A 26103-nucleotide genomic window follows, 5' to 3' on the forward strand; every position below is an offset into this window, starting at 1 on the left:
CTTGTCCAGAAGAAGTGACGCAATATGATATTGAACATTTAACAGGGGATTTGGTTGCTCTTTTGGATTACTACAATTATCAAGACGCCATTTTTATGGGGCATGACTGGGGAGCAAGTGTTGTCTGGAGTATGTCTTTACTGCATCCAGAACGCGTTAAAAAAATGATTAATTTATGCTTACCATACCAAATTCGTGGTGAAAAACCATGGATTGATTTTATGGAAGAATTTTTAGGAGAAGATTATTATTTTGTTCACTTTAACAAACAACCAGGTGTTGCAGATGCCATATTAAATGAAAATACCTCACAATTTTTGAACAACTTGTATCGAAAAAATGTTCCAGCTCAAGCTCCGGTGAAGGTATGGAAATGATTAATCTAGCTAATGCGACTACGGCTTTAGGTGAATCAGTAATGAGTGATAAAGATCTATCTGTTTATATTTCAGGTTTCAAACAAAAAGGCTTCACTCCAAGTATTAATTGGTATAGAAATCTAAATCGTAACTGGCATTTATTAGGTGAAGTTTCACCGATAGTCCATCAGAAAACACTAATGGTATATGGTGAAAAAGATGTTATCCCGCCACTTCCAAATATAAAAGAATTTGTTCCTAATATTGATGTTAAGACATTAGACACCGGACATTGGATGCAGGAAGAAAAACCAGAAGAATTAAATCAAATGATTCTACAATGGCTAGAAAAATGAGCGAGATTCTATATTTTAGTAATCAACAAGAATTTACTGATTGGTTAGAAACTCATCACCAAGAAACAAATGAAATCTGGTTGGGCTTTTTTAAGAAAAAAAGTAAAAAAGTTAGTCTAACTTGGTCTGAATCAGTAGATTGTGCTCTAGCTTTTGGATGGATAGACGGCATTCGAAAAACAGTAGATAAAGAGAGTTACAAAATCCGCTTTACACCGCGTAAACCCAATAGCGTTTGAAGTAAAGTAAATGTTCAGAAGGTAGAAAAACTGATTGAGCTCAACCAAATGAGACCAGAAGGATTAGCCCTTTATCATCAAAGAAAAGATCAAGAAGGCTATTCAGCAGTCAGTAAAAATGTTGAACTTATAAAAGAGTATGAGGATGAAATCAAGAATAATCTAAAAGCTTGGGAGTTCTTTGAGCAACTTTCAGCTTCTTACAAAAGAGATTCAATTTGGTGGATAATGAGTGCTAAAAAAGAAGAAACTAGATTAAGAAGACTGAACCGATTGATTGCTTCATGGGAGAAAGAAGAGTGGTTTAGGCCATAAAGTTTGGTAATGAAGTTATTGGGCTGGACACTAATTCGTATTGATGCGATTTAGTGTTCAGTTTTTTTATGAATCTAAATAAATGTATTTATCAGATTTCCAAATTTATAATTTTTCTAATAATTTTAACTGACATCATATGTTTAATGTATCCGTAAATTGACCAAATAAAGAAACTCATGAAAATGAGATACGACAAATTTGTGCCAAATTTGTCGTATGTATAAATGGGATGTGGAGGGAAAAGTGGTTGTTAATTTGTAGGCAAATATAATCAGTTAAATCAATTGATATAACAACTAAATGAATTGATTCTAATATTCTAAGCCCATGATACATGAAAAGTAATAGAAAAAGGTAGTGAAAACTGCCTTTTCCCTACAAGTCTAAATTGTTAAAAAACTACATTTTTAAGTATGTTAGCAATTATTTGTAGTTGTGTTAAATTAAAAATTTGGAAATAAAAGAATTGAATTATACAGTGCTTAAAGGGATATTGACGTTGATAATGGAATTTAACATTAATAAACTTTGGTAACAGTTATTTTTATTTGAATAAGGTGAATTTCATTTCTCACAATATATAGATTTTTAATGTTTTTGAAATCTATATGTAGTTATTGTCATATTTTTCTATGATATAATTATTGGGAACGTAAATTCGGTTTAGGGGGTTATTTTATTGGAGGAAAAAAGCTATAGTCGAAACATACCGGTAATTATTCAAAATGCATTATGGGCTATTTCTGCTGGAAGATGTGAGATATGTGGAAAGAAAATTTATATTGAAGAAAAAACTAATACTTTAGTAAATTTAGCGCAAAAGGCTCATATACATGCATTCAGTCAACAGGGGCCCAGATATTCCAAGTCACAATCCAATCCCCACGTACTAGACAATCTAATGTTGTTATGTATGGAAGATCATAAATTAATTGATGACCATCCTGACTTATATACTGCTGAAATATTAAAAAAACAAAAGAGTGAATTTGAAGCAAAAGTATCTGCAGTTGTGGATACTCAACGAAGTAAATCATCAATTTTATTTTTTAGAGGAGGAATAACGGAACACGATACTATTAAACAGGAATTATCAGAACTTTCCCCAGTATTGTTAAATAATGGAGATTTTTTTAATGGAAAGTATTATTCCATTTTAGTGGATATTCTAGGCATACCTCATGATGAAGTTTATTTTTCAATAGCAAAACAGACAATAAAAAAACAAATAAATGAAATTAAGCCATCATTAAAGGATTCTGGATGTGTTAGTGTCTTTGGTTTGGCACCATCACCTTTGTTAGTGTACTTAGGTTTTTTGTTGAATGATGAATCTAATATTAAAGTATATCAGCGATTTAGAGAAGGAACACTAAAATGGGACTGGAAAACAGAAAATCAAACTAACGAATTTTTAGTTGAACAATTAATTTTAAGAGTAGATAGTGAGAATGAAGTTAATATAATTCTGTCTATAAGTGCTGAAATCGCTTATGAGAGAGTGAAGGGAAAACAACCTAATCATACATTACCTACTTTTGTGATTAGAGCAAAAAGGCAAGCTTTTGATGCAGTTTCTTCAGAAATAGACGCGGATATATTTATCAAAAAATTTAGAGAAAATTTGATTGAAAAAATTAGAATAGAATTTCCCAATGTGAAAGTGATAAATTTTTTCATGGCTGCGCCAGTTTCTATACTTATTAAGATTGGTATGAATTATCAAAAAAATGTTGATGTAGAATGGCGGTTGTTTGATCAACAACAAAAATTAGGTTTTATAAATGCACTATCAATAAAGGGAGATGATTAATTGGACAAAAGTAATATTTTAGATAAAATTTATAGAGAACTCGCTGAAAGTTTAAATATTTCAAAAACAATGTCAGATGAAGTAGTAAGTTCTTATGAAGCTGTAGGTAATTATCTTGGTAAAATGGAAAAAGATATGGATATTCGAATCTTTCCACAAGGTTCATTATCATTAGGAACAGTAGTAAAACCAATTGAAAATGATGTTGAAGGAGATTACGATGTTGATCTTGTTTGTTTATTAGAAAATGGTAGTTCTCTATTAGCTAAGGATATTAAAAATATAGTAGGAAACCGTTTGAAAGAGAGTGACCGTTACAATAAAATGCTCGATGAGGAAGGTAAAAGATGCTGGACACTTCAATACTCTAAATTTCATATGGATATACTCCCATCAGTACCTCTAAATTCTAAAATAACTTCTGATAAGAATAATCTAGATACAAAAATTAGAATAACTCATAAAAATGAGAGTAATGAATATCTAGATAAAAATAGCGATCCAAAATCTTATCGGGAATGGTTCATTAAAGAAATGGAGCAATCTTTTAAGAAAAATCGTCAGTTTTTAGCTGAAAGTAGAGATGTCGAAATTGAAAAAATAAAACTATCTCAAGTTCGAACTCCTTTGCAAATGGCTATTCAAATTTTAAAAAGACATCGTGACGTTCTGTTTACAGGTTGTGATGATAAACCAATTTCAATAATAATTACAACTTTAGCAGCCAAAGCATATAATGGAGAAGAAAATTTATTTGAAGCTATTCAAAATATTTTAGAAAATATGGAAAAATTTATTGAGATTGATGGTACTGGAAGTGTAATAATTTGTAATCCAACTATGAAGTCTGAAAACTTTGCTGATAAATGGATTGAGGAACCATCCAAAAAAGATGCATTTTATACATGGTTATCAAAAGCTAAAGAAGATATTGTAGAAAATCCTTTAAACTTTACAGATGGAATGGGAGCTATGAAAAATAATATGAGAACTATATTTGGAACCAGAGCTGTGAATGAATCTTTTGATAATTATAATATTAATAATATCAATGACAGAGAGAACGGTAAGTTAGGAGTCACTAACAAAGGAAATATTGCGCTAATTAATGAAAAATCAGTAGTTGCACCTTTAAAAAGTCATACATTTTATGGGAAATAAAAAATATGTTCTTTTTAAAAAGAAGGTGTTAAGTCAGTCGTTACAGTTTGAATATGCTAGTAATAAATTTACAAATACAAAAGTGAGTTACAGAAATGGAAAATTGCGTTTTTCTATATTGTTACAACCTACACCTTTTTCACCTTTTTATCCAATTGAAATAATTAAAGGGAAAAGTGGAGAATTTGAGGTTTGGTTAGTTGGTAATATAAAAAAAATAGAGTTGCCTGAATTTCCTCATAATTATAAAATTGATATTAACAATAATCGAGTGAGATTATGTCTATATCATCCAAAAAAATTTGAATGGGATAGAGCTCAAACAATTCACGACACAATCATACCGTGGATATGTGAGTGGCTCTATTATTATGAATATTGGTTAGATGATGGTATTTGGAGAGGTGGAGGAGATCATCCATAAATGATTTATTCTTCATATGGATAAAAAAATGTAGACAACAGATACGGCTAAACTAAAATATTATGTGACAGATAGATAAGGAGATTTAACAAAAAAAGTTATATCTTGATCCTTATTTGTATATGTTCAATAATGAAATTATATCATATTCTATTTCTGAAAAATCTACAGCACAATCCGTTTAGAGAGCGCAATTAAAGGCAATAAAATTAAAATCAAACTGTCCGTTTGGAAGAACTTTTCACTCAGATCAGGGTTGGGCATATCAAATGCAACAATTCTTGCAACATCTTAAAGATAATAAAATATATTAAAGTATGTCTCAAAAGAGAAAATGTTTAGACAATTCATTAATCGAAATTTTTTTATTTATTAATATAAGAAATTTATTATAGTTTTGATGAATTAAAGAGTGCAATAAAAGATTGGATTTATTATTACAACAATAATCGAGTAAAAATGAAGTTAGGGGGACTAATCCTTGTTGATATCTGTCTGAAGATGGCTGGACAATAAAAAAAGGAGCAGATATCTCTACTCTTTAATATTAAGGGCCTATTTTTTAAGGTTTACTACATATCTTATTTTAAATTTTTGTTTTTTGATATTTTTTATTGTCTTCGAAAACGAGTAATTAAGTGTTATTGGAGTTTATGTGTCTAATAAATATTAAGATATACTTCTGAAATGAAATTAGAGTTATGATAATAAAAAATAATAGAGAATATGGGATGATGAACAGACCGATAGTAAACAATAGTATAGTCATAATAGTTGAATATTTTTTTGGTTTAAGTTGGTTATAAATACTAAATCCAATAGTGATTAGAGATATATAAGTTATTATCGATAAATCATTGTTCAGCGAGGTAGGGGATTGAACAGCTAAAAACAGTGTGCCTATGGCTAATAGTATAATAAATAGAAAACCACGTCTGATTTTCATTTTAGAATCAAAATTTATTCCCAGATTTCTATCTGATTCCTTAAGTTTATTTCTGAAATCTCTTTGTTTTAATTGTCCTCCATTTTTTATTTGATGGTGCTTTTCTTGCTTCAGCTGTCGTTCTTTGTTTATCTGCTGTAATCGAATTTTATTTTGCACATTGAATTGTTTATCAGTAATAGCTTGTTGTTTAGCTCTAAGAAATCTTTCTAAAGTGATGGATTCTTTTGTCACGACTTTAGTTTGTGTTTATGATTTAAAGTATAGTTTGATCCATCGATTAGTTTGATTTATATCTCCCTGTATTGTCCAGGCATAATTGTTGAGTGAACAAATGCCTAATTGCGGACTACCGACAATAGCTGATAATGCATGAAGGTCTTGTTCTGTAGTATCGAATTTTTTTGCTAGCTGAGAGTAAATAAATCCTTGATTAAATACATAATATTGGATTGCATTTTTGGACTTGGTAAATTTATTAGAGCTCATAGATTTAATATAATTTATTACTATATCTCGATTTATTTTCATTTTCCTTCAATCTTTTTCTATGTTTTGTAAAAAAGTCTGATTTTGGAAGTACCCTTTATTGTTTTTTTTTAATTTAATTTTCTTCTTAATCGATTGGTTCTTTAATTAAGTAAAACTCAACTGAATACCATTTAGAACCGTCTGACATTTCAACTTGAATAGTTTTCCAACCATATCCATAGAAAAAATCTCCTTCAATCCACATTTGGCTAAACTCTGAATTAGGGTCGTTGTGCATTCTACCGCCAAGTCGCCCAGCTTCCCCTAAGTCTTTAGTTAGAATTCCACTGTTTCCTAAAGATGATACTGGTACTACTTCTGTCGATGTTTTTTTCTTCCAAAATTTTGTTGTAGTAATTGTTGTTACCGTGTCCCCGTTTGGAGCAGTTGAAGTGATTACACCGCTATCATTACTTTCAGAAACGAAGTCGTATCCTTTGGTTGATTTAATGATTTTTCCTTTAGTGTCTTTATGGATTACTTTGTAGACTTTCTTATTTTGTGGTTTGTACAATTCCGTTGCATTTGTGTTTAAATATCCTACCCAAGTACCTTTACTATCGAATAAAGAATAATAAGATTCTCCGTTAAAATGTTTATATCTTCCTCGTGCTAACAAGGATTGATTGTAAAAATTACTTGAATTATTTCGTTTCTTCCATCCGAAGTTTTGCCAAATACCATAGTTCTTTTTGGTTACTTTGATGTATCTTCCGTCAGTAATATAGTTACCTTCAGGTTTTGTTTTTTGTGTAGCTGTTGCATTTAAATACCCGTACCATAAACCATTCTTGTCATATAAAGAATAATAAGTGGCACCATTAAAATGTTCGTATTTTCCTCGGGCTTGGAAAGTCTGACCATAGATATTTGATGTATTATTCTTATATTTCCATCCGAAATTTTGCCACATATCGTAATTATTTTTAGAGATTTTGACATAAGAACCATCAGAAATATAATTACCTTGTCGGCCTGTTTTTTTAGTGGCATTGCTGTTTAGGTAACCTTGCCATCTTCCTTTACTATCGAATAGTGAATAGTAGGTTTGTCCATTTCTATGTTTATAGCGTCCACGTGCTTCAAATGTTTTATTGTAGACGTTAGTGGTATTATTTTTGTATTTCCAACCAAAATTTTGCCACATGTCATAGTTTTTCTTTGTCACTTGAATCATACTACCATCTTTAATGTACGCTCCTTGAGCAGATGCTTCAGCATTTTTTTGATTAATACCAAAGCATAAAAACAGTAATAGAGTCAAGCATATTATCATTCTTTTCTTCATAAAATTCCTCCTTATAACTTATGTTCATAAGTTTAACATTGTGTTAACTAAAAGTGAATAAATCATTTGGTAAAAAACAATTAAACGTAAAAATGAACTGATGGACTATCAGCGTGTTAAAATGAAAGATTCACAAGGAAGATATATTTTACAACCTGATATGACGATTCCTAGTGGGGATTCATTGTTTGGTGCTCCATTATTAGTGGGAAGACGTAACCAAGTAACAACTCAATGGGAAAAATTTGATTTTTACTCACAAGGATTAACTGTAATTGTCAGAAATGATTATCAAAAAATTGATGAAGAAGCTGTTAGATACATTGAATTTACACCAACTACAGGAGAATAGGATAATAGAGTAGTCGATAATTCGGCTATCCTTTCTTTTTAGGAGGGATAAAGCATGGTTGAAGTAAAAGATATAAAAAATAGTTTAAGAATAGATCATAAGTTGGATGATGAAATGCTTCAAAGTTTAATCGTAACGGCTAGTGATTATATTATTAGCGCTATTGATAGTAAGGCAAAAGAGGGAATAATTGAGGACTACAAGCAATTTAATTGGTCAGTTAGTCTATTAACGCAACATTGGTATTTAAACCGACAAGAAGCCAGTAGTGAACGCATACCAGTAACAGTGCAGGCTATGATACAACAAATGAGAGGTGCTTATTATGCCACTCATTAATAATGTGAATCAGTTTAACGATAGAATTAAATTTGAGGAAGAAAAAACTATTGTTAATGAGGAAACAGGTGGAAAAACAAAAGGCTGGGTAGAAAAATTTTCTTGTTGGTGTCATGTTAAAACAACCACTATGAAAGATATTCAAGCTGAAATTGGAACTAAGTATGAGGATACAACTATTTTTGTAGTACGGCATGAAATGGCTAGTAATATTAGTATGAGTGATAGGATTGATTTTAACGGACAAAAATTAGAAGTAGTACGAATTAATCCCGATAATGCTTATAAAGAATTTACAGTGGTTTATGGTAAAAAGAAATAAGAAAAAACTTGATATTATAGTGTTTTAACTTGGTTACAGTTGTAAATTTTAGTGTATTTAAGGTAGTAAATGAAGGGAGTAGCTACCTAGATTTTACAGATAAATTTATCGAAGTTTCTTATTAATGTGAAAATTGTGGGCATGATTGCAAGCGTGCTGGACTAACTGAAGTAAGGAGCTGGGAACGTTCAAAAATGATTGATAATTGAGAATAAGAAGGTTCCTACACTAACGCTTGGTGTAGGGGTTACGCTTTTTTTGCTAAAAGTAATGTCAGACACACTCTTAACAGGGTGTGTTTTTTTGTGTATAATTGAATTTGTTAGAAAAGAGGTGTTAAATTGGCTCATATTTATAATCAATCCATTAGCGATTATTTAAATCAAATTGGTAAGTTTTTGAGTGAAAGATTAGATTTAGGTAGAGATGATATTACGAGTGTAGTTAAATTTAAGTATGTTGAAACTAATGCTAAGGAAATAGACAGCGTTCTAATTAAAATAGAAGATAAAAAATTTATATCTTGTGACTATATAGAATATACTGTCAAAATTAATGAGATTCTGTTTCCTATTGAAGATACAGATTGTAAAAGTTTCAAGTTTAGTTATGAATTAAGAGGAATACCTAATGAAGAAGATTTAATTAGATTTGATTTTAATGATAATTATACTAAATATCCGAAGTATCATATAAATGCAAATGAAAAAACATGGGGAAAGTATCACTTAGTTTTTCCAGAGGACACAAATATAGATTTAAAAAAAATGAATGCTGTAATTGCTTTAAATATGTTTCAAAAACATGTTTGCCATCCGGATAATCATATTTTAGATAAAGAAAACAATAATGATTACTTAGCTATGCTAATTTGATAAGAAGGAGACTATATAATGATACAAAATAAAGAGATAAAAACTTTAGATAAGCTTTTTGATGAAGCGGTGAATTACGCTGAGGAGAATAATATTTCAAAAATTATATTATTTATTAAAGAAAGTAAGAATATATTAAATTTGAAACAAAAAGTAGAAGGAAAAAACATACAAGTAATTGCAACCACATTTCCTATGAATCAACCTTTATATTTAGCTGGAGAAGATGGTGATATAGAAGAGTATAATGTAGATATTTTTAAAAATAGTGAAAAAGAAAAATTAGAAGAAAATGACATAGTGCTAGTATCAGGTACCATGCCCTTAGATCCTGTTATTGTACCTGGAAATACATTCAATCCGTACACAAGTATATTGAAAACATTTTCTTTGATTGGTGAGGGAATGGATCTAGCTATTCAATCAGTGTTAATGACAACTGATGCGGGAGCAACAATTCCGGGTGAACAAGTACTAACTTTAAACGCTAAAATTATCCTGGACGTAAATACTTGTAATAGTAGATTTTTGTATCATAACAATAAAGGATTAAAAATTAATCAGATAATAAAATAAAACAGACAGACCTTCCGCAGGTCTGTCTGTAATAGCTTTTAAATCATCTTTAAAAGAATCTGATAAGTTATTAATAATAAATGAACAATTGTCATCGTCGATTGTAACATCGTTCAATAAAATCTTGTCAACATTAAAATACTTTGTGTCTAAAGCCCCCAGTAGATCATCTAATAATAATTTTTTTGCCATAAACTACACCTCCGTATATACAGAGTACCATATAATCGAATTAAAACAAATTAAAAAATGTTAAATATTTAAATTAAATTTTATAAACAAAAACACCTACCAAATAAGGTAAGTGCTTCAGTTTGCTCCCCAACAAATGATAAAAAGTTAATGCCATAATTAATGCCATATTATGAAAATAGGTATAATTATATGACGTTTTAATTTTTATAAATGTCGAAATATCAGCTATATGTTAATATTTGTTAATGTATAAAATAACAATTTTATTCCCACTCAACAGTTGCTGGTGGTTTACTCGTAATGTCATACACTATTCTATTAACGTGAGCCACTTCATTTACAATACGAACTGAAATCTTTTGCAATAGATCCCAATCAATACGGGCGAAGTCAGCAGTCATACCGTCAATTGATGTAATCGCACGGATACCTACAGTGTAGTCATAAGTACGACCGTCTCCCATAACACCCACTGAACGAATGCCTGGTAGAACTGTAAAGTATTGCCAGATGTCGCGGTCTAAGCCAGCTTTAGCAATTTCTTCACGTAAAATCGCGTCACTTTCGCGAACGATTTCTAATTTTTCTTCTGTAATTTCACCAAGAACACGGATACCTAATCCTGGTCCTGGGAATGGTTGACGCCATACTAATGATTCAGGCATACCAAGCTCAATTCCTAAAGCACGTACTTCATCTTTAAATAAAGTATTTAACGGCTCGATTAATTCGAATTCCATATCGTCAGGTAAGCCACCAACGTTATGATGTGATTTAATAACTTCGGCTGTATCGGTACCACTTTCAATAACGTCAGTGTATAGAGTTCCTTGAGCTAAGAAGTCGATTCCGTCTAGTTTAGCTGCTTCGTCATCAAATAAGTAGATAAATTCGTTACCAATGATTTTGCGTTTCGTTTCTGGATCAGATACACCAGCTAATTTACTTAAGAAACGTTCTTTAGCATCCACACGAATAATGTTTAAGCCAAATTTTCCAGATAAGCTATCCATTACTTGGTCGCCTTCATCTTTACGTAATAAACCGTGGTCAACAAAGATACATGTTAATTGGTCACCGATTGCTTTTTGTAAAAGAACCCCAACCACACTTGAATCCACGCCACCAGAAAGAGCTAGTAAAACTTTTTTGTCGCCAACTTGTTCACGGATTTTGTTGATTTCAACATCAATGAAACTTTCCATTGACCAATCACCAGTAGCATCGCAGATGTCAAAAGCAAAATGACGTAGAACGTCGTTACCATGTTCAGAGTGACGGACTTCTGGATGGAATTGAACGGCGTAAAGGCCTTTTTCTTGGTTTTCCATCGCTGAAATAGGGCAGCTTTCACTTGTCGCTACAACGTCAAATCCTGCAGGAACTTCTGTTACTAAGTCACCATGACTCATCCATACTTGATGATGTTCAGGTAAGCTCTTGAATAATTTTGTAGATGAATCAGTAACATCTATCATGGCTTTTCCGTATTCTGGCGCTCCAGCACTTTTAACAACCCCACCTAATTTGTGAGTCATTAATTGCATACCGTAGCAAATACCTAAGATAGGAATACCTAATTCAAAAATTTCAGGGTCAATTGAAAAACTTTCTTCATCATACACACTGTTTGGTCCACCAGAGAAGATAATTCCTTTTGGTGCGATTTCCTTGATTTCTTCCACAGTGATTTTGTGGCTCATTAATTCAGAGAATACTCCAAACTCTCTAATGCGGCGTGTAATTAACTGGTTATACTGACTACCAAAATCCAAAACGATGATTTTTTCCATGTCTTTAAAATCGGACGTGTTTGTCACTTGCTTCACCCTATCTTTCTTTAAATTTTTTTAGAACTTCCTCAAAGAGATTTCATCAATGGTGTGATTATCTGATTTATGGATAACCACATCAGCGCGACTTCTAGTTGGTAAGATGAACTGTTCTAAATTCTTTACATTCACATCTCGCCAAACTTTCTTCGCAAAATCCAAAGCTACTTCTCTAGGTCCGTTCGCATATTCATAATAATAATTAGTTTTGTCATTTTTTGCAAGGTTTAATAATGCTTCAAAGCGTTCTAAGTACCAAGATTCGATTAAATTCGAGTCTGCATCAACGTAAACAGAGAAATCAAAGAAGTCACTAATATAGATTCTTTGGTTCGCTGGTGACTGTAAAACGTTGATTCCTTCAACGATTAAAATGTCTGGTTGGGTAATTGTTTCAAACTCGTCAGGGATAATATCATATACCTCATGAGAATAAATTGGAATTTGAAGATTATCTTCACCATTTTTAACAGAGTTTAAAAAATTAAGCAGTCTTTCCATGTCATAACTTTCAGGAAATCCTTTTTTATCCAAAATACCACGCTCAATTAACGTCTTTGTTGGATGGAGGAAACCATCTGTTGTTATGAGTTGAACATTTCGGCGTTTAAAGGTTCTGGATAACATCATTTGTAAAAGTCTTGCAGTGGTACTCTTACCAACAGCCACACTACCAGCCACACCGATAATAAAGGGTGCTGGGGGGACAAATTGTTGCATAAACAGTCCTTTACTTAAATGAAGTGAATCATATTCCTTCATATAAATATGAATTAAATGAGTTAATGGAATATAGATATCTTGAACGTCCTGTAAGGAAATTTGGTCATTAAAACTCTTAATTTGTTGTAATTCTTCGTCTGTTAAAGGGGCAATGCCATTACGGTAAAAGCCTTGCCACTCATCTCTTGTCAAATGATAGTAATTAGTTCTTTCATCCATAGCTAAACTCCTAAATTTGACCCATCCATCCAAGGAATTTCAAGCGAAATATGATTACCTAACTCTTTATTGTGAGCTAATTCTTTCATACGGATTGCTTTACGTTTTTCATATCCTTGATGAATCATCTTTTCTTCGTTTGTTTCAGGAACGACACTAGGGACGCCTTGAAAGTTATATTCTGTCTCAACGACAACAAAAGTCATGAAACAGGTTGCAGCTAAGTAACGTTCTCCTGTAGTTAAGTTTTCACCAAGAACCTTAGCGAAAATTTCCATAGATTTTGTTCCAGTTCCTGTGACATAAGACTCTACACAAACTGAGTGGTTTTCATAGATTGGGTGTAGAAAGTCTAATTTATCAGTAGAAGCTGTCATTGTTGGTCTTCTGCAATGTCTTGATGCAGAGATAGAGGTCGTATCATCTATTAAAGACATCAACTTTCCACCATATAAAGCACCGAATGTATTCAAATCAGTTGGAAACACTCGGTGTGTTTGAATGATTCTAGACTCTCGGCATTTTTTTGTTTTTGGTAATTCAATAAACATGTTTACAACTCCTTATTTGTGCTATGATATTAAAGTCTTAATGATTATATCACAGATGGTCAAATAGAATGAACAGTGAGGGTTAAACAATGAAAAAAATCATTTTGTTTGGAGATAGTATCACAGCTGGTTATGAAAATGGCTTAACTGATTTCCGATTAAATGAACGAATTAGTGCACAAGTTAAAGAGGTTGACATTATAAACGCAGGAATTCCTGGAGACACAACAAAGGGAGCCAGAAAACGTTTGGAGGATCATGTTCTTAAGTATGATCCTGATATTGTAACAGTTTTTTTTGGTGCTAATGATGTATCGACTATAACAGGCTTGCCTATTGAAGAGTATGAAGAAAATTTAGATGAAATAGTTAAAGAGATTGGTATCTCAAAAGTTATTTTGATTGGCGTACCTTTCTGTGACCAAAGAATTTATCAAGAAGAAAGACCAATGAAACGATTAGAAGCTTTTAACAGTGTCGCGCAAAAACTAACGGCTAAATATCGCTTGGATTATATTGATATGCTTTCAGAAATGCAACAAGTAAATCCATCCATTTATCTACAAAGAGATGGTATCCACTTTTCAAATGAAGGCTATGATTTGTTAGGGCGTTTAATTAGTCAAACAATTAACAACCGATAGGAGAAATTAAATGAGTAATCATTATTATACAAACCAACCAGAAGTAGCTCATGACAGAAAAAAATGGACATTTCCATTGAGAGGTAAGCATTTTACATTTATCACAGATAGTAATGTATTTTCAAAAGGAACTGTGGATTTTGGTTCCCGTGTATTGATTGATGCGTTTGATGACACAGAGTTGCCAGAAGGTAGCATTCTTGATGTTGGATGTGGTTATGGTCCAATTGGTTTATCATTAGCTCATAGTACTGGCAGACATGTTGAGATGGTAGATGTGAATGAAAGAGCTGTTGATTTAGCGAAAGAAAACGCTGAATTAAATGGCATTAAACATGTCACAATTTACCCCTCTAATATTTATGACGACGTTGAAAATAATCAGTTTGCAGCAGTTGTCAGTAATCCACCTATTAGAGCTGGGAAGAAAGTTGTTCATGAAATCATTTCAGGTTCATATGATAAATTAGCTAAAAGTGGAACGCTCACAATTGTTATTCAAAAAAAACAAGGGGCACCGAGTGCTCAGAAAAAAATGGAAGAAATTTTTGGAAATGCAGAAATTATTACTAAAGAAAAAGGTTATTTTATTATTGTCAGCCAGAAGTAAGCATGAGAATGCTTACTTTTATTTTTTTACAAATTAAATATAATTAACGAATATGCAAAGAAAGTAAGTGAGAGGAATTACTCAATATCAGACAATCTTTCGTTTTTATAATAAAGGTTTTTTATAAAAAATAGTTTGTGAAATAAATAACTATTGTTGGCGTTTTTAATAATACGTTTTCACAATCAAAACTTAAAAAGTAAATTTAATAAGATATTTAATAAATAAAATATCATAAATAAATAATTAAAACAGTTTAATCATGTTAAAACAAAGGGATTAGTTATTGTTATTTTATAATAGTAATTATATTAAATTGTGAAGTTGTTTTTTTATTTTGAATTAAAGATTGTTAAAAAATATCAATGTTCATTTATTACTCATGGATAGGAAAAATGTGAGGACTATTTGTGAATAAATGTAATATAATAATTATTGCAGTTCCGATTTAGTGTTCTGTGTAAATAAGAGTAATTTTCTTTTTATTTCTTTTATTTTAAAAGATGAAAAGGTATTCTTTCAAAGTAACGTATTTCCAAATGATTGTTTAAATTGTTTAGCATACCGAAAATGGGGATATTTGTAGTAAGGGGCGGTATATTAAACTGGTCATTTAATTTTTTTGTAAATTATTACTTTATTAGAAATTTCTCGATAGTTAGTAACTTAGAGAGGCTAACTTGAGATCGATTGCTTTTTACATAGAATAGGAACTTATAGTCCTGTCATTTGAAAAGTCGGGCTTTTTAAATGACTGTCACGTTGAAATGAGAGTTGATACGACGACAAGGATTAATGGGGAGGAAGCCAGGTGGGGATCTGGCTTTTTTTTTGTTGACAAAAAGTTGGTAAGGCGTTAAAATGATTAGTTGCAGAAGGTTTTATGTTTACGAATGAAAAGGTGTATGAAATATTGTCCATATCCCTTTAATTAATAGGAAAACAAAGATAGATCGACCATATCTGATATGCTCACCATCTATTTTTGGTTTTTTTTTACTTAAAAACAGTTTGTTACAACTCTTGTAATGAATACTTAATATTTGTAACATAAGATCATTTGGAAGAAAACTCAGAGGGGTGACTTAATTTGGTTGGACACGTAGTCAAATACGGAAAACACCGAGAAAGACGCAGTTATTCAAGAATTAGTGAAGTATTGGAACTGCCAAACTTAATTGAAATTCAAACAGACTCTTACAAATGGTTCTTAGATGAAGGTTTAAGAGAGATGTTTGAAGACATCATGCCAATTACAGATTTTAGCGACAAGTTATCATTAGAATTTGTGGATTATGAAATGAAAGAACCTAAGTACACTGTAGAAGAAGCTCGTGCACATGACGCTAACTACTCAGCACCAATTCATGTCACATTAAGATTAGATAACCAAGTAACTGGTGAAATCAAATCACAAGAAGTGTTCTTTGGAGATTTTCCATTAATGACAGAAATGGGAACATTTATTATTAATGGGGCAGAAAGAGTTGTTGTATCGCAGTTAGTTCGTTCACCCGGAGTTTACTTTAACGGAAAAACTGAAAAGAATGGTCAAGAAGGTTTCGGAACAACAGTTATCCCAAACCGTGGTGCTTGGTTAGAATTAGAAACAGACGCTAAAAATTTATCATACGCTCGTATTGACCGTACAAGAAAAATTCCATTTACAGTCGTTGTTCGTGCCTTAGGATTTGGTTCAGATTCAACTATTATGGAAATTTTTGGTGAAAGTGAAAGTTTACAAGCTACTATAGAAAAAGACATTCATAAAAATTCAGGTGACTCTCGAACAGAGGAAGCTTTAAAAGACGTTTATGAAAGACTTCGCCCAGGTGAGCCTAAGACAGCGGAAAGTTCAAGAAACTTATTAAACTCTCGTTTCTTTGACCCTAAACGCTACGATTTAGCTGCTGTAGGTCGTTACAAAGTTAACAAAAAGTTAAACTTAAAAACACGTTTACTAAACCAAACATTAGGAGAAACATTGGTTGATCCTGAAACAGGTGAAATTGTTGCTGAAAAAGGAACGGTTATTACTCGTCAAGTCATGGATGGCTTAGAAGAACACTTAGATAATGGTATCAATAGTGTGACTTACTACCCAAGTGAAGATGGTGTTGTAACTGAACCAATGACAGTTCAAGTTATTAAAGTGTTATCACCAAAAGATCCTGAACGTATTGTTAACGTAATTGGTAATGGTAATTTAGGCGATAAAGTAAAAACAGTTCGCCCAGCAGATATTATTTCTACTATGAGCTACTTCTTGAACTTACAAGAAGGTATTGGCAATGTAGATGATATTGACCATTTAGGTAATCGTCGTATTCGTTCAGTTGGTGAATTACTACAAAATCAATTCCGTATTGGTTTGTCACGTATGGAACGTGTGGTTCGTGAACGTATGTCTATTCAAGACACTGAAACGCTAACACCACAACAATTAATTAATATTCGTCCAGTTGTTGCTTCTATGAAAGAATTCTTTGGTTCTTCTCAGTTGTCTCAATTCATGGACCAAACAAATCCGCTTAGTGAGTTAACTCATAAGCGTCGTTTATCAGCCTTAGGACCTGGTGGTTTGACACGTGATCGTGCTGGATACGAAGTTCGTGACGTTCACTATTCGCATTATGGCCGTATGTGTCCGATTGAAACGCCTGAGGGACCAAATATCGGGTTGATCAATAGTTTATCAAGTTATGCAAAAGTAAATAAATATGGCTTTATCGAAACACCGTATCGTCGTGTGGATCGTTCAACTGGTACAGTAACGGCTCATATTGATTATTTAACTGCTGACGAGGAAGACCATTATATGGTGGCTCAAGCAAACTCTCCATTAAATGAAGATGGTACATTTGCTGAAGAGTTAGTAATGGCTCGTATTCAAAGTGAAAATTTAGAAGTTAATGTAGAAAAGGTTGACTACATGGACGTTTCACCTAAACAAGTAGTTGCGGTAGCGACAGCATGTATTCCTTTCTTGGAAAACGATGACTCTAACCGTGCACTTATGGGAGCGAACATGCAGCGTCAGGCAGTGCCTTTAATCCAACCACGTTCACCAATCGTTGGTACTGGTATGGAATATAAAGCAGCCCATGACTCTGGAGCGGCTTTACTATGTAAAAATGATGGTGTTGTTGAATATGTGGATGCTAAAGAAATTAGAATCCGTCGTAACAATGGCGCTTTAGATAAATACAATGTCATTAAATTCCACCGTTCAAATGCTGGAACAAGCTATAACCAACGCCCAATTGTTAAATTAGGTGAAGTGGTTGAAGCTGGTGACACATTAGCAGATGGTTCTTCTATGGAAGAAGGAGAAATGGCTTTAGGACAAAACGTATTAGTGGCATTCATGACGTGGGAAGGTTACAACTACGAAGATGCGATTATTATGAGCCGTCGTTTAGTTAAAGATGATGTTTATACTTCTATTCATATTGAAGAATATGAATCAGAAGCTCGTGATACAAAATTAGGACCTGAAGAAATCACTCGCGAATTGCCTAACGTTGGGGATGACGCACTTAAAGACTTAGACGAAATGGGTATTATCCGAATCGGTGCTGAAGTTAAAGATGGTGACCTTCTAGTTGGTAAAGTAACTCCTAAAGGGGTAACTGAATTATCTGCTGAAGAGCGTTTATTACATGCAATCTTTGGTGAAAAAGCTCGTGAAGTTCGCGATACATCATTACGCGTTCCTCATGGCGGTGGCGGTATTGTTCATGATGTTAAAATCTTTACTCGTGAAGCAGGGGATGAATTAGCACCAGGTGTTAATATGTTAGTCCGTGTTTATATCGTTCAAAAACGTAAAATTCATGAAGGTGACAAGATGGCCGGTCGTCATGGTAATAAAGGGGTAGTTTCTCGTATTATGCCTGAAGAAGACATGCCGTTCTTACCAGATGGTACACCAGTTGATATCATGTTAAACCCATTAGGGGTACCTTCTCGTATGAATATTGGGCAAGTACTTGAGCTTCATTTAGGTATGGCTGCTCGTTCATTAGGTATTCATGTAGCAACGCCAGTATTTGATGGTGCCAATGAAGAAGACGTATGGGCAACAGTTGAAGAAGCTGATTTAGCAAAAGACGCTAAAACAATTCTTTACGATGGTCGTACAGGTGAACCGTTTGATAACCGAATTTCAGTTGGTGTTATGTACATGCTTAAATTAGCCCACATGGTTGATGATAAACTACATGCTAGATCAATTGGACCTTACTCATTAGTAACGCAACAACCACTTGGAGGTAAAGCTCAATTTGGTGGACAACGTTTTGGTGAGATGGAAGTTTGGGCGCTTGAAGCGTACGGAGCTGCTTATACATTACAAGAAATTTTAACTTACAAGTCTGATGACGTTGTAGGTCGTGTGAAAACTTATGAATCAATTGTTAAAGGTGAACCTATTCAAAAACCAGGTGTTCCTGAATCATTCCGAGTACTTGTTAAAGAACTTCAAGCACTTGGTTTAGATATGCGTGTATTAGATGCAGACGATGAAGAAATCGAATTACGCGATATGGATGATGAGGACGATGATCTTATTACAGTGGATGCTTTAGCTAAATATGCGAAAGAGCAAGCTGAAAAAGAACAAGCTGAAAAATCATTAAAAGATGCACAAGAAGGCAAGGAATAGTAAGAAACTTGACCAATAGTTATTCTGACAGATAAAGAAACGGAGGGACATCTTTTGATCGATGTAAATAAATTCGAAAGTATGCAAATCGGCTTAGCTTCTTCTGAAAAAATTAGAAGCTGGTCATACGGTGAAGTAAAAAAACCTGAAACAATTAATTACCGTACTTTAAAACCAGAACGTGATGGTCTTTTCTGTGAACGCATTTTCGGTCCTACTAAGGACTGGGAGTGTGCTTGTGGAAAATATAAACGTATTCGTTATAAGGGAATCGTTTGTGACCGTTGTGGGGTTGAGGTAACTCGCTCGAAAGTTCGTCGTGAGCGTATGGCTCATATTGAATTAGCAGCACCAGTAACACATATCTGGTACTTCAAAGGAATTCCAAGTCGTATGGGTCTTGTGTTAGACATGAGCCCGCGTGCTTTAGAAGAAATTATCTACTTTGCATCATATGTAGTAACAGATGCAGGAGATACTTCTTTAGAAGTGAAACAATTATTAACAGAACGTGAATACCGTGAAAAACGCCAACAATATGGTCAAGGTTTCCAAGCTGGTATGGGTGCTGAAGCAATTAAACGCCTACTTGAAGATGTTAATTTAGAAAAAGAAGTTGCTGAATTAAAAGAAGATTTAAAAACAGCGCAAGGACAAAAGAGAACACGTGCTATTCGCCGTTTAGATATTTTAGAAGCCTTTAGAACATCAGGAAATGAACCAAGCTGGATGGTTATGGACGTTGTGCCAATCATCCCACCAGATTTACGTCCGATGGTTCAATTAGAAGGTGGACGTTTTGCAACAAGTGATTTAAACGATTTGTATCGTCGTGTGATTAACCGTAATAACCGTTTGAAACGTTTATTAGATTTAAATGCACCAGGAATCATTGTTCAAAATGAAAAACGTATGCTACAAGAAGCAGTGGATGCTTTGATTGATAATGGTCGTCGTGGCCGTCCAGTAACTGGACCAGGTAACCGCCCACTTAAATCTTTATCACACATGCTTAAAGGTAAACAAGGTCGTTTCCGTCAAAACTTACTTGGTAAACGTGTTGACTATTCAGGACGTTCAGTAATCGTTGTTGGACCTTTCCTTAAAATGTACCAATGTGGTTTGCCAAAAGAAATGGCAATTGAATTGTTCAAACCATTTGTGATGCACGAATTGGTTAAACGTGAAATTGCAAGTAACATTAAAAATGCTAAACGCCAAATCGAACGTCAAGAAGACGCTGTATGGGACGTTTTAGAAGATGTTATTAAAGAACATCCAGTATTACTTAACCGAGCACCGACGCTACATAGATTAGGTATCCAAGCGTTTGAACCTGTCTTAGTTGAAGGTCGCGCGATTCGTCTTCACCCATTAGTTTGTGAGGCTTACAATGCCGATTTTGATGGGGACCAAATGGCGGTTCACGTTCCTTTAAGTGAAGAAGCTCAAGCAGAAGCTCGTTTATTTATGTTAGCTGCTCAAAATATCCTTAACCCTAAAGATGGTAAACCAGTTGTTACACCATCTCAAGATATGGTTCTTGGTAACTACTATTTAACAATGGAAGAGCCAGGACAAATCGGGGAAGGTATGATCTTTAGAAACTTAGATGAAGTTGTTTTAGCATGGAGAAATGGTTATGTACATCTACATTCTCGTATTGGTTTACAAACAAGCTCAATGCCTGAAAAACCATTTACTGAATGGCAACAAGATCGTATTTTAATTACAACTGCTGGTAAAGTTATCTTTAACGAAATTATGCCACCAGAATTCCCATACTTAAATGAACCAACTGATTATAACTTAACAGTTCAAACACCTGATAAGTATTTTGTAGAAGCTGGAACTGATATTCCTGCTCATATTGCAAAACAAGAAAAAATTGGTCCATTCAAGAAGAAAAACTTAGGTAATATCATCGCTGAAGTCTTCAAACGCTTCAAAATTACCGAAACATCTAAAATGTTAGATAGAATGAAAGACTTAGGTTACAAACATTCTACTTATGCAGGTATGACTGTAGGGATTGCCGATATCGTTGTTTTACATGAAAAACAAGCAATGATTGAAGAAGCCCATAAACAAGTAGATGCTGTAACAAAACAATTCCGTCGTGGTTTAATTACAGATGACGAGCGTTATGAGCGCGTTATTGCCATTTGGAATGCAACAAAAGATGCTATCCAAATTAAACTGATGGAAAGTTTAGACGATCGTAACCCAATTTTCATGATGAGTGACTCTGGTGCCCGTGGTAATATTTCCAACTTTACTCAGTTAGCTGGTATGCGTGGACTTATGGCCGCACCGAATGGTCGAATCATGGAGTTACCAATCGTTTCTAACTTCCGTGAAGGATTAACAGTCTTAGAAATGTTTATCTCAACTCATGGGGCTCGTAAAGGTATGACCGATACTGCCCTTAAGACAGCCGATTCAGGTTACTTAACTCGTCGTTTAGTTGACGTTGCCCAAGATGTTATCATTCGTGAAACTGATTGTGGTACTGATCGCGGTCTTGATATTAAAGCTATCCGTGAAGGTAATGAAATTATTGAAACTCTTGAAGAGCGTATGTTAGGGCGTTACACTCGTAAATCAGTGAAACATCCAGAAACTGGTGCTATTATCATTGAAGCTAATAAAATTATTACTGAGGATATTGCTAAAGAAATTACAGATGCTGGCATTGAAGAAATTTCAATTCGCTCAGTCTTTACATGTAATACAAAACACGGTGTATGTAAACACTGTTACGGACGTAACTTAGCAACTGGTTCTGAAGTTGAAGTTGGGGAAGCAGTTGGTACAATTGCTGCTCAATCAATCGGTGAGCCTGGTACTCAGTTAACAATGCGTACCTTCCATACGGGCGGGGTTGCCGGAGATGATATCACTCAAGGTTTACCTCGTATCCAAGAAATTTTCGAAGCTCGTAATCCTAAAGGGGTTGCTGTTGTTTCTGAAGTTGCTGGGGAAGTGGTTGAAATTATTGAAGATCAAACAGACCGTACAAAAGAAGTTGTGGTTAAAGGTGAAACAGATACAAGAACTTACAGTGTACATTTCACATCTCGTATGAAAGTTGCTGAAGGTGACATTATCGATCGTGGTACACCATTAACAGAAGGTTCAATTGAACCAAAACAATTGTTAACAATTACTGATGTATTAACTGTTGAAAACTATCTTCTAAAAGAAGTACAAAAAGTATACCGTATGCAAGGGGTAGAAATTGGCGATAAACATATCGAAGTTATGGTTCGTCAAATGCTACGTAAAGTTCGTGTTATGGATCCAGGTGATTCTGACATCTTGCCAGGTACATTACTTGATATTAGCGAATTTAAAGAACGTAACTACAATACATTAGTAACAGGTGGTACACCAGCAACTGGTCGTCCAGTCTTACTAGGTATTACTAAAGCGTCTCTTGAAACGAACAGTTTCTTATCTGCGGCGTCATTCCAGGAAACAACACGTGTGTTAACGGATGCAGCGATTCGTGGTAAGAAAGACCACTTACTTGGACTTAAAGAAAATGTTATCATCGGTAAGATTATTCCTGCCGGTACTGGTATGGCTAAATACCGTAACATGGAACCAAAAGAAGTGGGCGTTGCTAGCGAAAATGTTTACAGTATTAGTGACATTGAAGCACAAATGGCAGCTGCTGATGCGTTAAAAAATAAAGAGTAATAATTAAAAAGTTGAAATTAGGGCTAATAACCTAATTTCAACTTTTTTTAGTTAATAAAAAATTAGTGTGACTAGGAATAAAGCAAAAGTTAAAAATGGAACGAAGGGAAGTTTAATAAGTTTTTTTTTAAAAAGAAGTCGAGTTAAAACTATAAAAATAATACCTGTTAGTGAAGCAATGAGAAGTAACCAAAGTAAATCTAAAATACTTAAAAAAATAGACCAAATGAGAAGTAGTTTTATGTCACCACCTCCAATACTTTTAGGTAAATATAAAGACAGTAATAGAAATAAAATAAGAATAAACGCTGTTGAAATAAAATAATGTAATGAAAATCCATGGGTGATAAAAAAAGAAATAAGAGCAAATAAACTAAGTGAATACATAATTTTAGGCTCTACAAGATAATATAAATAATCCGTTAAACTAAGAGTAAGTCCCATTAACCATAAAAGAAGGAGATAAAAATAATTCCAACTTATAGGAAAATGGGTGTAAAAAATAAGAAAAGTAATGCCGGTTAGTATCTCGAAAATACTGTGGTAGTTATGTATGGCTTGTTGGCAATAACGACAATTATTTTTATGAAAAAGAAGGACATAAAACGGAAATAAGTCGAGCCAGTTAAGTGTTGTTTGGCAATGGTCACACTTGGAACGTTCTGTAGTGAAACATTCGTTAATTGGAATTCTTTTGGCTAAAACAGCAAAAAAAGAGCCAAAAATAGTACCTATAAAAAATATTAAAATCATAATAATACCACCTCTTTAATTTAAAATACGATGAAACTGATTATTTTCTTCAAAAAATCATAATATTTTCATTAATATATGATATATTGTATTTGATTAACTTTAGGAGAACAGTGATAAATGAAAAAGAATAGACAATGGATCGTTTGCCTTTTGATGGTGATATTTATTTTTAGTGGGTGTTCAAAAAAAGGATTAGATGAACAAGAAATAGCAAAAGTTTTTATTGAAGACTTTATTTACCATAAAGAAACGAAAAAATTCAAAGAAAATTTTGATAATGGAGATATTTTAAGCAAACAACTTAGCATCATGACAACCAATGTAGGAGATAGTTTTTCAAGTGTGTTTGATCCTATTACGGGACCACTACCTGATAAAGAAAAAAAACAAATCTCTGAAGGCTTGATGAAGAAAGTTCAGGAAACAAGTAGTTATAACTATTCAGTTAAAGAAGTGAAGAAAAATCAGTATAAAGTGACGTACAAGATTCAAGGTTTTGATTATGCTCATTTAGTTGATAAAACCTTAGATGAGGTGTTGAGTGAATTGATGAAAAATGAGGATATTACAGGAAAAGAGTCCAAACAAATGATTCTAAAGTCATTTAATACAGCACTTGGAAAAGGAACTAAATCTAAACAAGTAACCAATGTAACGTTGACTTTTGAAAAGGATAAAAAGAAATGGCAAATTTCAGAAGGACAAGATGAAGAACTGGAATTAATCTTGATGGCCTTTGTTTCTGGTTATAATAACAAAGATGATTATGATAAAGAGATGACTGAAATGCTGGAAAGTTCAATAAACAAAGCAAAAGCAAAATTGTGATTCATTTCATTTTCAAGTTTATCAAATGAGTGTTACACTTAATATATCAATTGATAAGGAGAGTTCGAATTATGAGTAATGTTAAAACAAAAGAAGTACTAAACCAAGCAGTTGCAGATTTAAGTCAATTTTCAGTTGTTATTCATCAAACACATTGGTATATGAGAGGTAGAGCTTTTCTAACACTACATCCAAAAATGGATGAGTTCATGGATGGCATCAATGATCATTTAGATGTAGTTGCAGAACGTTTAATCACAATAGGTGGTAGTCCTTATTCAACCTTAAAAGAATTTGCTGAACAAACAAAAATTAAAGATCAACCAGGTACTTATGACAAATCAATGGAAGATCATTTAACTATTTTGTTAGATGGTTACCGTTATTTAAGAGAATTATGTGCTGAAGGTATTAAAGTAACAGAAGAAGAAAATGACCATGTCTCACAAGATATCTTTATTGGTATCAAAGGAGATGTGGAAAAAACAATTTGGATGCTTAGTGCTGAATTAGGCCAAGAACCAAAATTATAAAATCATCAAACAAGAGACATACTTCTATTTTTAGGAGTATGTCTTTTTTGTTATTTAATTATTGTTTAATAACAACCGATATAAGTATTAGGGGAAGTTATTAACGATAGGGGAATAGCAATGAAGAAAAATAGAAAGAAGTTACTTTGGCTTGTCACGGCGTTTGTTAGTTTGATAGGTCTTTTTTTAGGACAGCAAATTTTTTCTTTTGCATCAACTGATTCAACGAGTAAATTAAAAGCTAAAAATGGGTTGGTAGCAAAAGAAGTAGCCTCGTCAACTGTAAATTCAACACAAGAATCATCAAGAGAGAGTGTGTCTCATGTTAGTAGTGAGGTAAATAGTAGTCAGGCAGCAACAATTGAAACGACTGAGCCAATTACTTCAGAAGAGATAGAAGTAATCAGTGAAACGTCTCAAGAAAAAAATACACCGATAGAAAAAGTAGAAACCGTGGAAGAAATAGTGCCCGAAGTTTCTAAAAAAAATGAGCAAAAACTAGCACCTAATTCGATTGGGATCAACGGTATTTATAAGCCGTTTCATTCTTTAGGAACAGAAACCAATCTAGGAGTAATTCAAGGTGCTATTGATGCTGGCTGGATTGTTACGACAATTTCAACCTTTAATCCTCGTGATAACCAGACCACGTACTTTGGTGGACATAATCCAGGAATTATGAACTTTATGGAAGAAAATCTACAAACAGGAGCTATCGTAACAGTTGTTGATAGCAATGGTACCTCTTATGATTACCAAGCGGTGGATCATGCGGTTGTGGATCAATATGGTGAAGCAATGCTAAACTCGATTGGTATGCGAATAATTGATTTGTATTCGAATGGTAGCAATCAAGAATCAATTGCGATTCAGTATTGTTTGTCTAATAGTGAGTTAATGATTATGTGGTACTTAGTCCCATTTTTTTAATTTAATTGCTTG

At 33.3% G+C, this 26103-nt stretch carries 26 protein-coding genes and 1 pseudogene; 20 read left to right on the plus strand and 7 right to left on the minus strand.

Features of this window, described 5'->3' with window-relative positions; all coding sequences use genetic code 11:
• The 8 genes from RR554_RS03990 to RR554_RS12110 form a co-directional block, all read left to right on the plus strand.
• Positions 1-377 (plus strand): alpha/beta fold hydrolase (locus RR554_RS03990; RefSeq protein ID WP_332467463.1); only part of this gene is annotated, 377 nt, incomplete at its 5' end.
• Positions 374-715: an alpha/beta fold hydrolase gene (locus RR554_RS03995; RefSeq protein ID WP_332467464.1), complete on the plus strand. Its 342-nt coding sequence runs from the start codon at positions 374-376 to the stop codon at positions 713-715. The genes RR554_RS03990 and RR554_RS03995, both read left to right, overlap by 4 nt.
• Positions 700-954 carry a YdeI/OmpD-associated family protein gene (locus RR554_RS04000; protein WP_332467465.1) on the plus strand — a complete coding sequence of 85 codons (255 nt, stop codon included), beginning with the start codon at positions 700-702 and terminating at the stop codon, positions 952-954. The genes RR554_RS03995 and RR554_RS04000 overlap by 16 nt, the downstream gene beginning before the upstream one ends.
• A gap of 48 nt (positions 955-1002) precedes the next feature.
• Positions 1003-1269: a YdeI/OmpD-associated family protein gene (locus RR554_RS04005; RefSeq protein ID WP_332467466.1), complete on the plus strand. Its 267-nt coding sequence runs from the start codon at positions 1003-1005 to the stop codon at positions 1267-1269.
• 682 nt (positions 1270-1951) lie between these two features.
• Entirely contained in the window at positions 1952-3085 is a 1134-nt protein-coding gene (locus RR554_RS04010) for an HNH endonuclease (RefSeq protein WP_332467467.1), read from the plus strand.
• Positions 3086-4246: a nucleotidyltransferase gene (locus tag RR554_RS04015; RefSeq protein WP_332467468.1), complete on the plus strand. Its 1161-nt coding sequence runs from the start codon at positions 3086-3088 to the stop codon at positions 4244-4246.
• Positions 4236-4670 (plus strand): hypothetical protein, encoded by a 435-nt coding sequence (locus RR554_RS04020; RefSeq protein WP_332467469.1) that lies wholly within the window; start codon positions 4236-4238, stop codon positions 4668-4670. The genes RR554_RS04015 and RR554_RS04020 overlap by 11 nt, the downstream gene beginning before the upstream one ends.
• A gap of 384 nt (positions 4671-5054) precedes the next feature.
• A complete protein-coding gene (locus RR554_RS12110) occupies positions 5055-5186 on the plus strand; it encodes an IS3 family transposase (protein ID WP_443081319.1) in 132 nt (43 codons plus the stop codon).
• A gap of 118 nt (positions 5187-5304) precedes the next feature.
• Here RR554_RS12110 and RR554_RS04025 read toward each other — a convergent pair whose 3' ends face one another.
• Both RR554_RS04025 and RR554_RS04030 read right to left on the minus strand, forming a co-directional pair.
• A complete protein-coding gene (locus RR554_RS04025; protein ID WP_332467470.1) occupies positions 5305-5850 on the minus strand; it encodes a hypothetical protein in 546 nt (181 codons plus the stop codon).
• A 382-nt stretch (positions 5851-6232) separates the two neighbouring features.
• A complete protein-coding gene (locus RR554_RS04030) occupies positions 6233-7435 on the minus strand; it encodes a hypothetical protein (protein ID WP_332467471.1) in 1203 nt (400 codons plus the stop codon).
• Positions 7436-7541: 106 nt separating this feature from the next.
• Between RR554_RS04030 and RR554_RS04035 the strand changes: the two are divergent.
• The 5 genes and pseudogenes from RR554_RS04035 to RR554_RS04055 form a co-directional block, all read left to right on the plus strand.
• Positions 7542-7787, plus strand: a pseudogene (locus RR554_RS04035) (phage major capsid protein); the annotation flags it as partial.
• A 54-nt stretch (positions 7788-7841) separates the two neighbouring features.
• Entirely contained in the window at positions 7842-8126 is a 285-nt protein-coding gene (locus RR554_RS04040; protein ID WP_332467472.1) for a head-tail connector protein, read from the plus strand.
• A complete protein-coding gene (locus RR554_RS04045) occupies positions 8113-8448 on the plus strand; it encodes a phage head closure protein (RefSeq protein WP_332467473.1) in 336 nt (111 codons plus the stop codon). Before RR554_RS04040 ends, RR554_RS04045 begins: the two co-directional genes overlap by 14 nt.
• 341 nt (positions 8449-8789) lie before the next feature.
• Positions 8790-9323: a hypothetical protein gene (locus RR554_RS04050; protein WP_332467474.1), complete on the plus strand. Its 534-nt coding sequence runs from the start codon at positions 8790-8792 to the stop codon at positions 9321-9323.
• An 18-nt stretch (positions 9324-9341) separates the two neighbouring features.
• A complete protein-coding gene (locus RR554_RS04055; protein WP_332467475.1) occupies positions 9342-9899 on the plus strand; it encodes a hypothetical protein in 558 nt (185 codons plus the stop codon).
• Here RR554_RS04055 and RR554_RS04060 read toward each other — a convergent pair.
• From RR554_RS04060 to RR554_RS04075, 4 genes are all read right to left on the minus strand, one after another.
• Positions 9873-10091: a hypothetical protein gene (locus tag RR554_RS04060; protein ID WP_332467476.1), complete on the minus strand. Its 219-nt coding sequence runs from the start codon at positions 10089-10091 to the stop codon at positions 9873-9875. The two genes, RR554_RS04055 and RR554_RS04060, sit on opposite strands and share 27 nt — an antisense overlap.
• A 266-nt stretch (positions 10092-10357) precedes the next feature.
• A complete protein-coding gene (guaA, locus tag RR554_RS04065; protein WP_443081320.1) occupies positions 10358-11887 on the minus strand; it encodes a glutamine-hydrolyzing GMP synthase in 1530 nt (509 codons plus the stop codon).
• Between the two features lie 57 nt (positions 11888-11944).
• Complete coding sequence (coaA, locus tag RR554_RS04070) at positions 11945-12868, minus strand: type I pantothenate kinase (protein ID WP_332463214.1); 924 nt, start codon at positions 12866-12868, stop codon at positions 11945-11947.
• A gap of 2 nt (positions 12869-12870) precedes the next feature.
• Positions 12871-13419 (minus strand): acyl-CoA thioesterase, encoded by a 549-nt coding sequence (locus RR554_RS04075; protein WP_332463215.1) that lies wholly within the window; start codon positions 13417-13419, stop codon positions 12871-12873.
• Positions 13420-13508: 89 nt separating this feature from the next.
• On the opposite strand from RR554_RS04075, the gene RR554_RS04080 reads away from it, so the two are divergent.
• From RR554_RS04080 to rpoC, 4 genes are all read left to right on the plus strand, one after another.
• The gene (locus RR554_RS04080; protein ID WP_332467478.1) at positions 13509-14063 is read left to right on the plus strand and encodes an SGNH/GDSL hydrolase family protein; all 555 of its coding nucleotides are present in this window, start codon (positions 13509-13511) and stop codon (positions 14061-14063) included.
• 10 nt (positions 14064-14073) lie between these two features.
• A complete protein-coding gene (locus RR554_RS04085; protein ID WP_332463217.1) occupies positions 14074-14673 on the plus strand; it encodes a class I SAM-dependent methyltransferase in 600 nt (199 codons plus the stop codon).
• 1090 nt (positions 14674-15763) lie between these two features.
• Positions 15764-19339, plus strand: coding sequence for a DNA-directed RNA polymerase subunit beta (gene rpoB, locus RR554_RS04090; protein ID WP_332463218.1), 3576 nt, complete (start codon positions 15764-15766; stop codon positions 19337-19339).
• 54 nt (positions 19340-19393) lie between these two features.
• Complete coding sequence (gene rpoC, locus RR554_RS04095; RefSeq protein ID WP_332467479.1) at positions 19394-23044, plus strand: DNA-directed RNA polymerase subunit beta'; 3651 nt, start codon at positions 19394-19396, stop codon at positions 23042-23044.
• A gap of 51 nt (positions 23045-23095) precedes the next feature.
• Here rpoC and RR554_RS12115 read toward each other — a convergent pair whose 3' ends face one another.
• Entirely contained in the window at positions 23096-23797 is a 702-nt protein-coding gene (locus RR554_RS12115) for a prepilin peptidase (RefSeq protein WP_443081317.1), read from the minus strand.
• Between the two features lie 120 nt (positions 23798-23917).
• On the opposite strand from RR554_RS12115, the gene RR554_RS04100 reads away from it, so the two are divergent.
• The 3 genes from RR554_RS04100 to RR554_RS04110 all read left to right on the plus strand — a co-directional run bounded on the left by RR554_RS04100 (position 23918) and on the right by RR554_RS04110 (position 26091).
• A complete protein-coding gene (locus RR554_RS04100; RefSeq protein ID WP_332463221.1) occupies positions 23918-24628 on the plus strand; it encodes a hypothetical protein in 711 nt (236 codons plus the stop codon).
• Between the two features lie 71 nt (positions 24629-24699).
• Positions 24700-25161 (plus strand): Dps family protein, encoded by a 462-nt coding sequence (locus RR554_RS04105; protein ID WP_332463222.1) that lies wholly within the window; start codon positions 24700-24702, stop codon positions 25159-25161.
• Positions 25162-25281: 120 nt separating this feature from the next.
• Positions 25282-26091, plus strand: coding sequence for a hypothetical protein (locus tag RR554_RS04110; protein WP_332467480.1), 810 nt, complete (start codon positions 25282-25284; stop codon positions 26089-26091).
• Positions 26092-26103 lie beyond the last annotated feature (12 nt).

The sequence above is a fragment of the Vagococcus sp. genome (assembly GCF_036639995.1).
GTDB lineage: Bacteria > Bacillota > Bacilli > Lactobacillales > Vagococcaceae > Vagococcus.